The sequence below is a fragment of the Desulfatibacillum aliphaticivorans DSM 15576 genome (genome assembly GCF_000429905.1).
GTDB classification, from domain to species: Bacteria; Desulfobacterota; Desulfobacteria; order Desulfobacterales; family Desulfatibacillaceae; genus Desulfatibacillum; species Desulfatibacillum aliphaticivorans.
In genome coordinates this window covers 46,006-59,457 of the sequence record NZ_AUCT01000006.1, presented here as the reverse complement: position 1 = coordinate 59,457, position 13,452 = coordinate 46,006, and the positions used below count along the sequence as shown (strand labels likewise).

Here is a 13,452-nt window from a genome sequence, read left to right as displayed (position 1 = left end):
CATGGCCGCCAAGTTCCTCAGGGTTTACCAAAGGCTGAGCCTGGGCCTGAACCAGGCGGTGGAGGGAGTCCTGTTCGCCCTGGGGCTCACCATGGCGATTATCGTGTGCACCCAGGTTTTTTTCCGGTACGTGGTGAACGACTCCCTGTTCTGGTCCGAGGAGGCGGCGCGGTATCTGCTGGTGTGGCTCACCTTTTTGGGCGCCACCTCCGCCTATTACCGGGGCGTGCATCCCAAAATCGAGAGCCTGACCAAACTGGCGCCGCCCAAGGTGCATCTGGCGGCCCGGGTGCTGGTGCATTTGATCTCTCTGGCCTTGTTCGCCGTGCTCATCGTCTACGGCGTCAAGTTCTCGTATTTTGTACGATTTCAGATTTCCCCGGCCCTGAACATTCCCAAATGGACGGTGACTGCGGTCATCCCCGTTTCCGGGGTGATTTTCTGCATCCACAACCTGCGCCTGCTTTTGGAGGAGTTCACGGGAGGCGCCAATGACCGCTGAAATCCTCATCATAACCATGCTGGCGCTTTTCGCCCTGGAAGCCCCCATCGCGGTGGCAATCATGGCCGCGTCCGTGCTGGCCATACTGGTTCAGGGCGGATTTCCCCTCATGGTTGTGGTGCAAAAAATGTTCGGCGGGGTCAATTCTTTCCCGCTTATGGCCGTGCCGCTGTTTATGTTCGCCGGGGTCATCATGGAAAAAGGGGATTCCAGCAAGCGCATCATCGACTTTGCCAACGCCCTGGTGGGCTGGCTGCCCGGCGGATTGGCCGCCGTAACCATAGTTTCGGCCATGTTTTTTGCGGGTATTTCCGGCTCGGCCGCGGCGGACGCCGCCGCCGTGGGCGCGGTGCTCATTCCGGCCATGAAAAAGTCGGGCTACGACTCGGATTTCGCAGCAGCCGTCCAGGCTTCGGGCGGGTCCATCGGAGTGATCATCCCGCCGTCCATCCCCATGATCATCTTTGGATTTCTCACCGGCGCGTCCGTGGGCAAGCTCTTCGCCGGAGGAATCATCCCGGGGGTGCTTATCGGCGCCAGCCTGATTATCGTGGCCTCGTTCATATCCAAAAAGAACGGCTACGGGGCGGCCAAAGTTTTTTCCTGGGCCGAAGTATGGGAAACCTTCAAGAAAGCCTTCCTGGCTTTGGGAACGCCCATTATCATCCTGGGCGGGATTTTGTTCGGCGTGTTTACAGCCACCGAGTCGGCGGCCGTAGCCGTGGCGTACTCCCTGTTTTTGGGCATGGCCGTGTACCGGAAAATCGGCCCCAAAGACCTGCCGCAACTGTTTATCAGGGCGGCCATTACGTCGTCCTTGGTGATGTTCATCATATCCACGGCGTCGGCCTTTTCGTGGATCGCTGCCATGGAAAACATTCCGGCCAAGCTGGCAGGCGGCCTGCTTTCCGTGTCGTCCAACCCGGTGATTCTGCTTTTGTGCGTCAACCTGGTGCTGTTGATCGCAGGGGCCTTTGTGGAAACCACGGCCGCGCTGATCCTGCTGGTCCCGACAATAGTCGCCATGCAGCCGGCTTTGGGCATTGACCTGGTGCACCTGGGCGTGATTATCGTCACCAACCTGGCTATCGGCATGCTCACCCCGCCCATGGGCATCTGCCTGATCGTTTCCGGGTCCATATCCAACGATCCCATTATGACGGTCTCCCGCAGGGTGCTGCCCTTTTTGGCCGTCTTGATTATCGACCTGCTGCTTATCAGCTTTTATTCGCCCCTGACCATGCGGATGGCGGCGTTGATTAAATAGAAATGGAGTAAACGTTGAAGATGGATCACATGCAATTCATGAACAAGGCCCTGGAACTGGCCCGACAAGCCCTGGAGGCGGGAGAGTTTCCCGTGGGATGCGTCCTGGTGCACGACGGCCGGGTGATCGCCCAAGGCGCAAGAGTCGGCGTGGCCGCCGGAGGAACCGGGGAATTGGAGCATGCGGAAATGGTGGCCATGGCCCGGTTCGAAAACATGGAAAACGCCCCGCCGCCCTCGGAAGTGACCATCTATTGCACCATGGAGCCCTGCCTCATGTGCTTCGGCGCGTTGATGATCCACGGCATCACGAAAATCGTTTACGCCTATGAAGACGCCATGGGAGGCGCAACCGCCCTGGACCGCTCCACGCTCCCGCCCCTGTACCGGGACGCCAAGGTGGAAATCACGCCCCACGTGGGCAGAAGCCAAAGCCTGGCGCTGTTCAAAGCCTTTTTCTCCCGGCCAGACAACCACTACTGGAAAGACAGCCTGTTGGCGAAATACACCTTGGAGCAGGAGGCAGAATGACGCTGGGTCCCCGCTTGCGGGCGATCCTGAAAAAGCGGATCTTCCTTGCGGGGATGACGGGCTTTTTTGGTGCGTTTTCATTCAATGGCAGATTGGACTTTTCGGGCGTAACGAGGCAAGGCGCCCACAGGGGGGGGGCGCGGCTGCATTGCCCCGGGAATTGTTTGCAGAGTTGGGCGATGCTTCGGATCTGTTATGCGAACGCGAGCGCAGCAAGCGGCGCCCTACAACCGCCTGAACGGTTGACTTGGTGGGTTTCGCAAGCGCTCCCCAATCCGCACAACCGCAACAAAACTCCATAAATTCCGATATGTTGTAGGTCGGGTCACGCGGAGCTGAAACGTGGAATTTGAATCGGAAAGACGTTATCCGGGCTCATAACAATTTAAATTCATGCCGTCCGTGCGCAGCGACCCGACGTTTTCCATTTGCGGCGTGGGAACGAGGGAAAAAGGCCTCAATCAAGGCCTGTCGCCCGCCGACCTTTAAGATTTCAGGAGGATTCTTAGGTCGCACCTTTTGTTCTGCGAACCCAGGCAAAAAAAGCCTTGCTAAGGCCGCCCCAAAGAAGACACTGGATTCCCGATAAACCGCACTCGGGAATGACGGACGAAAAACAGACAGGCACAGGGGCCTGTCACTACAATATATTGGGAAGATTCCAGATATTGGGAAGATTCCAGGATGACTTTAAAAAGGCTGGTGGATTCCCGGCAACTGCTCTCGGGAATGACGGACGAAAAACAGACAGGCACGGGGGCCTGTCACTACAATATATTGGGAAGATTCCAGATATTGGGAAGATTCCAGGATGACTTTAAAAAGGCTGGTGGATTCCCGGCAACTGCGTTCGGGATTAACAGGGTAGCACCCTTGCGCGGTCGCAGCAAGCGGCGCCACTACACAAACCGGGAACTTGGGTTTATAAACTCCTCACTCTTTGCGCGCAGCGCCATTTTAAAAGTTTTGATCAAACTTTTTTAAAAGTTTGCCGCCGGAGGCATGTTTTTCTGCTCTTTTGCAGTTGACCGCCGGAGGCAAAAAATCTTTTGCAGTTCGCTTTTTATTCTTTTCGTTTTTTTCAATGCCGGGGGCGCCAGGATTCGATGCCCTCCGGGGATTCCAGGGCTTGGATCCACAGGTCCATGCGTTCCCTGCCGTAGACTTTTTCCCAGGCTTGGATGAGCTTATCCAGGGGCAGGTCGTGGTCTGATCCGAAATCCTCCACATAATCCACGTAGGGCTCGCCCGCCCTGTTTTCAGGCGGGAAGATGCAGTCGTGCTCGCCGTCGAACCGGGGAAGATCAATATTGTGTTTATCGCACACGGGCTGATCGAATGCCGGAGTGGCTTTGAGCCATTTTCCGTTCAGGAAAAATTCGGCGAATCCGTGATATACAAACAGGTCGGAGCCTAGCATGTCGATGACCGCCTGGGTGGCGCCCTGGTTGCGGATGGTTGCGAATCCCAGGCGAGTGGGAATTCCGGCGGCCCGGCCCAAGGCGCACAACAGGCAGGCCTTGCACACGCAGTATCCCCTGCCCCGTTCGATAAGGTTGCTCGCCTGGTAGTCCGTAGGGCGATGGAACGGCGTATAGGGATCGTACACAATATGGTCCCGAACCTTATTGAATAATAGCACGGCCTTTTTGACCGGGACGGTTTCGTCTCCGACGGTTTCCCGGGCGTATTGTTGCACCAGGGGGTGATCGGAATCCAGAATGGCGGTGGGCTTCAGGTATTTTTCATCCATGGGGAGCAAATCCTTTATTTCAATTCGATTCAAGGCCAGTATTTATACATACAATCAATAACAAAAACGGAAGGCATAGATGAACCCCCTCCTTGATTCCCGAACATCGTACCGGAAAAGCGCGTGCGGGGCAATGAAAGCCGTGAAAGCCCGTGAATGCGGCTTTGTTTTTGACATTAGCAAGCCCCGGTTGTAAGATGTCCGCTTGAAGCAGGGAGACAAAGAAAGGCGACAATGAGCAAGGAAGACATCAAAAACCCGCCTCGTCTGACTGAAATGGTCAGATCCTCGGGTTGAGCGGCTAAACTGGGTCCGGGGGACCTGGAAGACGTCATGGCCGGACTGCCCGACCAAAAGCATCCTGATTTGCTGGTGGGAACCTCCACCAGCGACGACGCCGGAGTGTTTCGTCTGACGCCGGACATTGCTTTGGTGCAGACTTTGGACTTTTTCACGCCTATTGTGGACTCTCCCTATCACTTCGGCCAGATCGCCGCGGCCAACTCCCTGTCGGACGTGTACGCCATGGGAGGCCGCCCCCTGACCGCCATGAACATCGTGTGCTTTCCGGTCTGCGACCTGCCCAATTCCGTGCTGACGGAAACCCTGCGCGGGGGCCTGGATAAAATGACCGAGGCGGGCGTCGCCCTTGCCGGAGGCCACAGCGTGGACGACAAGGAATTCAAGTACGGCCTGTCGGTCACGGGCGTGGTTCATCCCTCCAAGATCCTGACCAATGCCAACGTTAAAAAAGGAGATTTACTGGTTCTGACCAAGCCCATCGGGACCGGCGTCCTGGCCACGGCGGTCAAGGGCCAGGTGGATTTCCAGGAGTCGGAATCCCTGCTTATCGAGATTTCCGGAACGCTCAACCGCAGGGCCGGAGAAATCATGCATACCTTTGCCCCCCACGCCTGCACGGACGTTACGGGTTTCGGCCTGGCCGGCCACGCTTTGGAAATGTCCAAGGGCTCCAATCTGTCGGTCACGCTTTTCGCCCATGAAGCCATGTTCATCCCCAAAGCCCTGGAGCTGGCCTCCATGGGCCTGTTGCCCGCCGGAACCTACGCCAACCGGCAATTCTGCGAGAATTACACAAAAATCCATCCCTCGGTGGAGCAGGTCCAGGCGGACCTTGTTTTCGACCCCCAAACATCCGGCGGCCTGCTTGTTTCCATGACGCCTGCCATGGCCAGGGATTACGTCTCAGCCATGAACGATCAGGGACTCTTCGCCGTGATCGCCGGAGAAGTGGGCGGCAGATGCACGGCAGGAAGCCTGGAAATCGTAAGCAACAAGGCCTGACGCCTGGCTTCGAAGGCCATTTAATCCTAAAAACGTCATAGGCTGATATTGATTATCAATTAAAGGGCCTTATTTTCTTTCTTAAGGCTTTAATTGACTCAAACCCACAGCGGAGAGTTTTAGATGCGAAGAATCACGTCCCTCACGTCCCTGCTGGCTTTTCTATTTACAGTTTTAACCAGCATTATCCTGTATATCGTTCCCCAAGGCCGGGTAGCCTATTGGTCCAACTGGAAATTGTGGGGCCTTACCAAGGAGCAATGGGGCGCCATCCATATCAACCTGGGGTTTTTATTCCTGATTTTTTTGTGCCTGCATATTTATTACAACTGGAAGCCCCTCACCGCATACATGAAGGACAAGGCGCGCAAGCTGAAAATATTCACCAAGGAATTCAACATTGCGCTGATTATCGTCCTGGTCACGGCCTTGGGAACCTGGATGGAAATTCCGCCCTTTTCCACGGTGCTGGATATTGGGGAAGGCTTTAAGGACAGGGCCGCCGCCAAATACGGGGAGCCGCCTTACGGACACGCGGAGCTTTCGCCCCTGAAGGGATTCGCCCAGAAAATGGGGATGGATGCGGACAAAGCCCTGGAAGCCCTGCGTCAAGCCGGCTTATCCGCGGAGAATTCAAGCCAGACGCTAAAAGAGATCGGCGAGGCTAATGACCTGACGCCGCAACAGGTATACGAGGCCATGAAATCCGCCGCCCCCGACATAGAGCCGGGCCAGGGCCTGCCTCCCTCCCCTGCTCCCGGAACAGGCAACATGAGCATCAAGGATATATGCGTCCAGTACAATCTGGACAGGATGGCCGTGATTCAGCATTTGCGCAACAAGGGCCTGGAAATCAAAGGCTCCATGACCCTGAAAGAAGCGGCCGAAGCCAACAACATGGGCCCCTTGGATTTGTACGATTTGATGAAAGAAACGGTAAAATAAAAAAGTCAGATACCAAAGGCGGGGCGGTTTACAGCAGCCCCGCCTTTTTTTTCACCATCATCAGGCCGGGGCTGTTGTGGCAGTACATGAGGGGGGATTGATAGCCCTGGTCCATGAAAATTTTCTCCAGCTCGTCAAAAAGCACGGGCTTGTCCGGCCAGGTGAAAGTCTTTTTCTCCGCCTCCAGCCTGTTCCACTCCTCCTGCAGATCTGGATTTCCGCCGAACACCTGCTTTTCGGCCGTGGTACACAAAAACATCTGGCAAACGATGGGCTTAACCTTCCACAAACATCCTTCGGGGGTTAAAAACACGCATTTCATGCCCGTATTGGGGCGGGATGTGACGGAGGCGATGCGATCCAGGCTTTCTTCGGAGGAAACCGCGGCATTGACGGCGGCGTCGGCGAAAAATGCCACAATGCCTTCCTTGGAGCAGCACGCGGACAGGTTGCTCTGGTAGCATTTGGCCGTGCAAAGATCCGCGAAATGCTCTTCCAGAAACAGGTCCGTCCTTTTACGGAATTCCAGATAAGGCCGGATGATTTCCAGCAGGGCCTGTTTTCTATCGCCGGGGCCTGAAAAATATTGGCGGATAATTTCCAGGGTCACGGCCTGCTCTTTGTTGTAGGAACTCATATTACTAAACGCCTTTCCGTGTTTTTACGCCGGGGGAATATGGATCGGCGTCTGCAAATGCTTACCCGAATTCATAGGAGGATGCAAACGGCAAGGCGCCTTTTTTGAAAAAATCAGTCGCCGGAAAGCCACCGGCTGAGAGCGTGGGAGGTTTCGGGGTGAATCAGGTATCCCATGGGATTGTGGGGGCTGCATTTGCCTTCCCGAATAGCCAGATTATAGATGCGTTTTTGCTCGATGGACTCGGACAAGCCGCTTTCCACCATGGGCTGAAACTTTTCCGCCATGCATCTTCTGCCGCAGATATAATCCTCATAGGCGCATAAATTCAGCCACTTGCGGACATTAGAAGGATAGCGGTCCAGGCCCTCGGCATCGGCGCCCTGGAGATGCTGCATGGCCGTGTCTTCGGCCAGGGGGGAGCCCATGGTCAGCCAAAAATCGATTTTGGAATGGGCGTAGCGCGTGTTCGCATATTTTTCACACCGGGATAGGAGCCAAAATGTATCGTAAGCGATTATCGTCCCCAGGCTGTGGGCCATGACCATAATCCGGTCGCCCCGGTCCATGGCCTCCCGGATGGGATCCATGAGCTTGAACCGGACTTTCTTGCCAAAACGCACGTTGTCGTCCCAGTACTCCTTGATGTCCCTGGCCGCCAGTTCCACCAATCGGGTCCCCAGGTGCAGCTTCTGGGCGAAGGAGCCCAGGCCGTGGGAAAAACGGTCCCCCCGGGGAGGATATCCGGGCAGTCCCTTGAAGTTGGCCTCGGTGAACTCATTGGCCCGGTAACGCGTCAGCCTCTCCATGACCTCGGATCGGTCCCTGGGGTTAAGAGGCACGGGCTTGCTCCCGTTGAGGAAGTTATTGGAATAGTGGCCGTAGTAAACAAAGTCGATGTGGGCCTTTTCCAGCAAGGGCAGACGGGAGGGGTGGTCCCTTTTGATGATGAAATGCAGGGCGTCCTTCCAGGCGGCTTCCAGATCCTGCCTGGGAGGCTTCAGTCCTCGCCCGTGGATGAGAATGATGGTGCTTTTTCTTCCGTTTTTCCCGGCCAATATTTGCATCTCCTTTGTCAGACGAATATCATCAAAGGCCCCTTGCACGCAAGTATGCAATAACAAGGCCAGAAATCATAATGACAGGCTTGCGGGAAAACAACCCTGATCCGGCACTGGTGGAGCAAGCCAAGAAAAAAGCTCCAAGGGCCGAGTCCATTCAAACAGGCTCGGGCGCTTATGACATGGTCTGCATCTGCGCTTTGGAAAAGGATTTTGACGGATGCCGACAATGGCTGAATGTTTCGATTGAGGCTGGCGCACTGCCTTCATGCAAGCATATATCCACAGACAGGGATCTGGACAATGTCCGCGACCAGGTTTGGTTCCAGGATTTCATGAAAAGCAACTGCCCATAAGGCCTTGCGGGGTTAAGTGGGTGCGCGGCGGCCGCCCTTTTTTCTTGGGTTTCGCAACGTGATACCAGCCTTTTGATGCATCTGATCAAGACGCATTTTCTCAGCAGAATAGCATCCTGTCTTCGCTCTATCCAACCAATGTTTTATCCATAAAAATAATAGGTTAGTAAGAGTTTAAAGAATCTTTTCCAACGGGGCTTTTATCTTTGCGCCGGGAGCAACGCCTGAAGCCAAAAGCGTATTAACGAAACCCAACAAATAAAACTCCGTCGCCTTAACTTTCTTTCCCCTAGCAGCCCGTCATCCCCGCAGGGTCAATACGCTTTTCAGGATGGTCTGCCACCTGCTTCAAAGCCATTGATCAGGCATCAGGCTGTCCATCCAACACTTTCCGGATGGCCAGGGAAAACTCAGTGGCGAGGAAGGGCTTGAGGAAAACGGAGCGTATGCCGATTTCCAGAGCCCTTTTCTGCGTGAAGCTCCTGGGGTATCCCGTGGCCAGAATTATGGGGATGTCAGGCCGGATCTTGAGGATTTCAGACGCCAGCTTGTCTCCCGAGAGGCCGGGCATGGTGAGGTCCGTAACAACCAGGTCAAAGCCCTTGGGATTTTCCTGAAAGGCCTCCAAAGCCGCCAGGGGGTCCGTGAACGCCTGAACCTTGTAACCAAGCACGGAAAGCATGCGCTCTCCGAATTTCACCAGCATTTCCTCGTCATCCACAAAAAGCACGGACTCGGCGCCGGTTTGGATGGTTTCATCGCCATGAATCGCGGTTTCCTCCCCTTTTTCAATGGCGGGCAGCCAGATGGCGAAGGTGGCGCCGCGGCCGGGCTTGCTGTCTACCGTAATAGTCCCGAAATGGCTGGTGACCACCCCTTCCACCACCGCCAGGCCCATGCCTGTGCCCTTGCCCTTTTCCTTGGTGGTAAAATAGGGGTCGAATATTCTTTGCAGGGTCACCTCGTCCATGCCATGACCGTTGTCCGTGATGGAAATCTTCAAGAACGGCCCGGGAATGATGGAATGCTTTGTGGCCCACGCATGATCTGTGACGTCCACGGATTCCACGGCCGCCTCCACCACGCCGGTTTCCTCCGAAACCGCATGCCGGGCGTTGGTAAGCAGATTCATAAAGACCTGATGAAGCTGGGTGGAGTCCCCCATAATCCGGTCGTTCTCGCAAAAAATTTTCTTACGGATTTCAATGGAACTGGGGAAGGAGGCCCGGATCAAAGTCAAAACCTCGTCCAGGATCTCCTCCAAACGAATCAGGGATTGCTCCGGCTCGCTCCTGCGGCTGAAAGCAAGAATTTGCTTGATGATCCTTTTCGCCCTTTCGGAAGCTTTCAACACCTCCTGAATATGCGCATGGGAAGGATGGTCCTCGGGCAAATCAAAAGCCGCCAGTTCGGAGTAGCCTATGATAGCCGCCAGGATGTTGTTGAAATCATGAGCGATGCCGCCGGCCAGGGTGCCGATGGCCTCCATCTTGCGGGAGCGCTCCAACTGGGTTTCCAGATCCCTGCGCTTTTCCTGGGCTTCCCGCAATTGGCGAATGTCGATAAAACTTTCCAGCAGGTGGTTTTTCCGGTCAAGAACCAGGGGAATGACCGTGGAAAGGACGTGCACCGGCTTATTTTGCATATCCAGCAAGGTTTTCTCGTAGCCGCCTATACGCGTTCGATTTCCGGGAGAAGACGAGGCGTCGGACGCGTCCACGTGCTCCTGCCAATTTCTGCCCACAAGGGACTCCCCTTCGGGCGCCAACAGGTTTTGGGCGAAGGGGTTGGCCGATACCACGCGATAGGTGTCAGCATCGATGATGATAATGCCGGCGCTAATGTGATCCACCACGTTCTTTAACCGCTCTTCACTTTCAGCCAAAGCCACCTGAGCTTTGCGCCGGTCCGCCATTTCATCGATCAAATGGGCGTTGGCCAGCTTCAATTCCCGGGTGCGCTCCTCCACCGCCTCCTCCAGATGCTCCCGGGATTTTTCCAGGCGCAAGAGGTTGCTGTGCAATCGCCCGGCCATGGAATTCAACGTACGCAACACAATGTCAAACTCCTGGAACGTCTTGTCGCCCAGCGGGATCTGATAAGAAATGTCCTGACCGATTCGGATGGTTTCCATGGCGATGCGGTGGGTTTCCCGGGTAATCCTCCTGCCGATGAGAAAATTCAAAAACACAAAGACAAAGGCGATCCCCAAAGCTGCAAGCTGAAGCAGGCGGGTGTTTTTTTTGGAGTCCTCGTACCGTTGGGCGAAATGGGAGGCGAGATCCCCCAAAAGCTGTTTAATGGAGAGGCTTTCCACCTCAAGCCGCTGCTGCAGTTCTCTTTTTCGGGTTTCCATCAAAAGAAGGTTTCCGAAAGAATCCTCAAACCCTCTCCCCATTTGCAAAAGCTCTTCCACCAAAATGCCGTCCTGGGCGTCCAGGGAGTAGTCCTCGAAGGTGTTCACCGACGCGTAAAAGGCTTCTATGCGGCTTTTAAAAGCCTTTTCCACTTCAAAAACCTGCCGGCCCTGCTCCAGGGCGTGAAAGATCCCAAAGGCGTCGAAAAGGCTGGTGCGAATGGCCGAGGCGGCGTCCAAAATATCCACTTCGGAAGCGGAATGGGCGGAGCTCCTTTTAAAATCGTCCTCAACGCCGTAGCCGGGGGAGGACTCCCCCTTTTCCACCATGTTGCGCAGATACACAATGTGATGCTGGTGGATGTATTTGACGCTGGCCAACAGATCCATAAACCGCTCGCGCACCAGAAAATAGGAGTTTTCCGACTTCCTGGTGACATCGTACAATTCCTGAAACAACTTCTTTCGTTTGAGCAGGACGTTCTGATGCCTGGAATCGTGGCATTGCATGCATTGGGCTTCCAGGGTCGTGAGCTTGGAATCAACGTCCTTGTGGTGGGAAGGATCTCCCAGGGCGATGTCCTCGCTCAGAGTCAGAGCGTAAAAAGAGTCCTTGGAGCCTGAAATGTTGTACAGATCCTCAAACGACTTGTTGGATTGGGTGGTCAGCCAGTAGTTCGCCGCCAAAAGAAAAAATATGACGAAAATCACGCTGATCCCGGTCCATAAAGCTCTTTTTAACGATTTTTCTGAATTTTCGGCCATTATCTGCTTTCCAGCGCTTTGCCTCATCTAAAACTAATACTGATACTCTTCCACGGCGTAATCCTCCTTGATCCAGGCGCGCATGCCAAACCGAAGCCCGGCCACATTGTCATATCCGTGACTGTGCAAGTAGCGCATGGCAAAGGGATCGCGGTTTCCCGTCTCGCAAACCAGAACAACCAGCCCTTTGCGCGGTATCAGGCCTCTTTGGACGGGATCGGCGAAATCGTCCAAGTGCATGATCAATTTGGGGCAATTGGTTTTAATTACCTGCATGTTTTCGCCGGAATTATTCGCCAGTTCGGTTCTGTAATCCAAAAGGGTGAATAAAGGATTTCCGTCCGGGTCCTTGCACCCCTGGGTTTCAGCCCGGCTGATAAGCGCCGCCAGTTCCTGGGCGTCCATGTATTTGCCGTCATATTGCGGCAGGGGGTTCCTGACTTCAATTTCGTAACCGGACTTTTCCCAGTCTTTCAAGCCGCCGTTATAGATGCGTATATTCGTGAACCCATGTTTTTTGAGGGCGACCGCCGTCTTGTAGGAAAAGACTCACCGATACCCCTTGCAATACAAGATGATCGGATGATCCTTGTCGGTCCCAAGGCGGTGCACGGCTTTATCCACACTGGCCCAGGGAACGTTGATGGAGCCGGGGATGGATTCGTTGTCGAACAACAATTTGTCCAAGGTGTTCACCAACAAAAAGTCGATCTTCCCCTCTTCTCTCTGCTGAAGCATGGTGCGCATCTCTTCCGTGGTGACAATTTTGAAACGCTCCATGCCGAACGCGGGAAAAGAAACGAACAGGGAAAGAAAAATAAGCAGCCAAACCAATCTTTGCATCCAAACCTCCTTAAATAAAAGCTCTTGCGCCCTAAGTCAGTAAAAGCAAGCGTTTTTCTCCATGGAAAAACCCATTTAAAGTTATGCAAGCACCATACCGGGAAGGCTTTTTTCGGATGCATGGAATCCGGAGTAAAACAAAGAGATTAAAAGCGAACGTCCGTCTTTTTTTCAAGGACAAAAAAATGCAAGAATTGCCTTTACCGGGAACGAATTTCGGGGTAGCAATAAAAGCAGCTTTGGAGAGCGGTAATTTTTTACATAGAAAGAATAACATGAGCTACGCTGACGCAAAAAACATTTCGTTAAAAAAAGCCTTTGAGTTCCGCTTGGGAACAACTTCTTATATCATACCCGATGACGTCTTGCCTAATATTGCTTTTCTGGCGGACAAGATTGACGACGTTGAACTGGTATTGTTTGAATCGGACGAGTTGTCCAATATTCCCACGCCCGATCAAGTTCGCGAACTCAAAAAAATGGCCCAGGATAACGACCTGACATACACCGTCCACTTGCCCCTGGACACCTGGACCGGCAGCGCGGATGAATCCGTGCGCAAATCCTCGGTGGAAAAAATCAAGCGGGTGATCGACCGCATGGCGCCCTGCGACCCTTTCGCCTATGTATGCCATCTGCACGGGGACAGGCGGGGACAAAACCCCGTGGACGATCCGGCTTTGTGGGTGGATCAGCACGTCAAGTCGTTGACGGAGATTTTTCCCCTTGCGGCGCCGCATGACATCTGCATCGAAACCCTGGACTACCCCTTCAGCATGGTGGAAAGCGTGGTCTGGGACTTGGACTTGTCCGTCTGCCTGGACATAGGCCATTTGATCATCGGGGGATACAACGTGGAGGAGCACCTGGACAAATATCTGCACAAAGCCAGGATACTCCATCTGCATGGGGTGCGTGAAGGCCATGACCACACGGATATCTCCCATGCGGTCCCCGCCTTGCTGGATGATCTGATGAATCGCATTAACAGGCCCGGTCAGCCGGAAAGGGTTTTAACCCTTGAAATTTTCACCCAAAGGCATCTGGAACGTTCCCTGGAAGTGCTCCGGCCTTATGCAAACAAGGCTTGATCAAGCCCTGTTTGCTGGCAACCTGCTCCCATTCCCGGAGG

14 protein-coding genes are annotated in these 13,452 nt (G+C 54.3%); 8 read left to right on the top strand and 6 right to left on the bottom strand.

Going from position 1 to position 13,452, the window contains the following annotated elements; genetic code table 11:
- Position 1: 1 nt before the first annotated feature.
- The 4 genes from G491_RS0106555 to G491_RS35840 all read left to right on the top strand — a co-directional run bounded on the left by G491_RS0106555 (position 2) and on the right by G491_RS35840 (position 3,283).
- Positions 2 to 502, top strand: a complete 501-nt coding sequence (locus G491_RS0106555; RefSeq protein ID WP_028314003.1) for a TRAP transporter small permease — start codon at positions 2 to 4, stop codon at positions 500 to 502.
- Positions 492 to 1,769, top strand: coding sequence for a TRAP transporter large permease (locus G491_RS0106550; protein ID WP_012609618.1), 1,278 nt, complete (start codon positions 492 to 494; stop codon positions 1,767 to 1,769). Before G491_RS0106555 ends, G491_RS0106550 begins: the two co-directional genes overlap by 11 nt.
- Before the next feature lie 20 nt (positions 1,770 to 1,789).
- On the top strand, positions 1,790 to 2,299 hold the full coding sequence (locus G491_RS0106545) for a nucleoside deaminase (RefSeq protein WP_028314002.1): 510 nt from the start codon (positions 1,790 to 1,792) through the stop codon (positions 2,297 to 2,299).
- 684 nt (positions 2,300 to 2,983) lie between these two features.
- Positions 2,984 to 3,283 (top strand): hypothetical protein, encoded by a 300-nt coding sequence (locus G491_RS35840; protein WP_028314000.1) that lies wholly within the window; start codon positions 2,984 to 2,986, stop codon positions 3,281 to 3,283.
- A 97-nt stretch (positions 3,284 to 3,380) separates the two neighbouring features.
- Here the strand turns inward: G491_RS35840 and G491_RS0106520 are convergent, their stop codons facing one another.
- Positions 3,381 to 4,052 carry a transglutaminase-like domain-containing protein gene (locus tag G491_RS0106520; protein ID WP_035218022.1) on the bottom strand — a complete coding sequence of 224 codons (672 nt, stop codon included), beginning with the start codon at positions 4,050 to 4,052 and terminating at the stop codon, positions 3,381 to 3,383.
- Positions 4,053 to 4,328: 276 nt separating this feature from the next.
- On the opposite strand from G491_RS0106520, the gene selD reads away from it, so the two are divergent.
- On the top strand, positions 4,329 to 5,357 hold the full coding sequence (selD, locus tag G491_RS0106510; RefSeq protein ID WP_428829354.1) for a selenide, water dikinase SelD: 1,029 nt from the start codon (positions 4,329 to 4,331) through the stop codon (positions 5,355 to 5,357).
- A gap of 123 nt (positions 5,358 to 5,480) precedes the next feature.
- Positions 5,481 to 6,302: a DUF4405 domain-containing protein gene (locus tag G491_RS0106505; protein ID WP_028313997.1), complete on the top strand. Its 822-nt coding sequence runs from the start codon at positions 5,481 to 5,483 to the stop codon at positions 6,300 to 6,302.
- A gap of 28 nt (positions 6,303 to 6,330) precedes the next feature.
- On the opposite strand, the gene G491_RS0106500 is transcribed toward G491_RS0106505, so the two are convergent.
- Together G491_RS0106500 and G491_RS0106495 are read right to left on the bottom strand one after the other, a co-directional pair.
- Positions 6,331 to 6,939: a hypothetical protein gene (locus G491_RS0106500; protein WP_028313996.1), complete on the bottom strand. Its 609-nt coding sequence runs from the start codon at positions 6,937 to 6,939 to the stop codon at positions 6,331 to 6,333.
- Between the two features lie 113 nt (positions 6,940 to 7,052).
- Entirely contained in the window at positions 7,053 to 7,997 is a 945-nt protein-coding gene (locus G491_RS0106495; protein WP_028313995.1) for a hypothetical protein, read from the bottom strand.
- 80 nt (positions 7,998 to 8,077) lie between these two features.
- Between G491_RS0106495 and G491_RS29715 the strand changes: the two genes are divergently transcribed.
- Complete coding sequence (locus G491_RS29715; protein WP_028313994.1) at positions 8,078 to 8,356, top strand: hypothetical protein; 279 nt, start codon at positions 8,078 to 8,080, stop codon at positions 8,354 to 8,356.
- Between the two features lie 361 nt (positions 8,357 to 8,717).
- Here the strand turns inward: G491_RS29715 and G491_RS33475 are convergent, their stop codons facing one another.
- The 3 genes from G491_RS33475 to G491_RS0106475 all read right to left on the bottom strand — a co-directional run bounded on the left by G491_RS33475 (position 8,718) and on the right by G491_RS0106475 (position 12,320).
- On the bottom strand, positions 8,718 to 11,477 hold the full coding sequence (locus tag G491_RS33475; protein WP_051327075.1) for a hybrid sensor histidine kinase/response regulator: 2,760 nt from the start codon (positions 11,475 to 11,477) through the stop codon (positions 8,718 to 8,720).
- Positions 11,478 to 11,510: 33 nt separating this feature from the next.
- Positions 11,511 to 11,954: a rhodanese-like domain-containing protein gene (locus G491_RS29705; RefSeq protein ID WP_035218020.1), complete on the bottom strand. Its 444-nt coding sequence runs from the start codon at positions 11,952 to 11,954 to the stop codon at positions 11,511 to 11,513.
- A gap of 72 nt (positions 11,955 to 12,026) precedes the next feature.
- Positions 12,027 to 12,320 (bottom strand): rhodanese-like domain-containing protein, encoded by a 294-nt coding sequence (locus G491_RS0106475; protein WP_028313993.1) that lies wholly within the window; start codon positions 12,318 to 12,320, stop codon positions 12,027 to 12,029.
- Between the two features lie 275 nt (positions 12,321 to 12,595).
- Here G491_RS0106475 and cbiR point away from each other — a divergent pair, with 275 nt between their 5' ends.
- On the top strand, positions 12,596 to 13,411 hold the full coding sequence (cbiR, locus tag G491_RS0106470) for a cobamide remodeling phosphodiesterase CbiR (protein ID WP_051327074.1): 816 nt from the start codon (positions 12,596 to 12,598) through the stop codon (positions 13,409 to 13,411).
- Positions 13,412 to 13,452 lie beyond the last annotated feature (41 nt).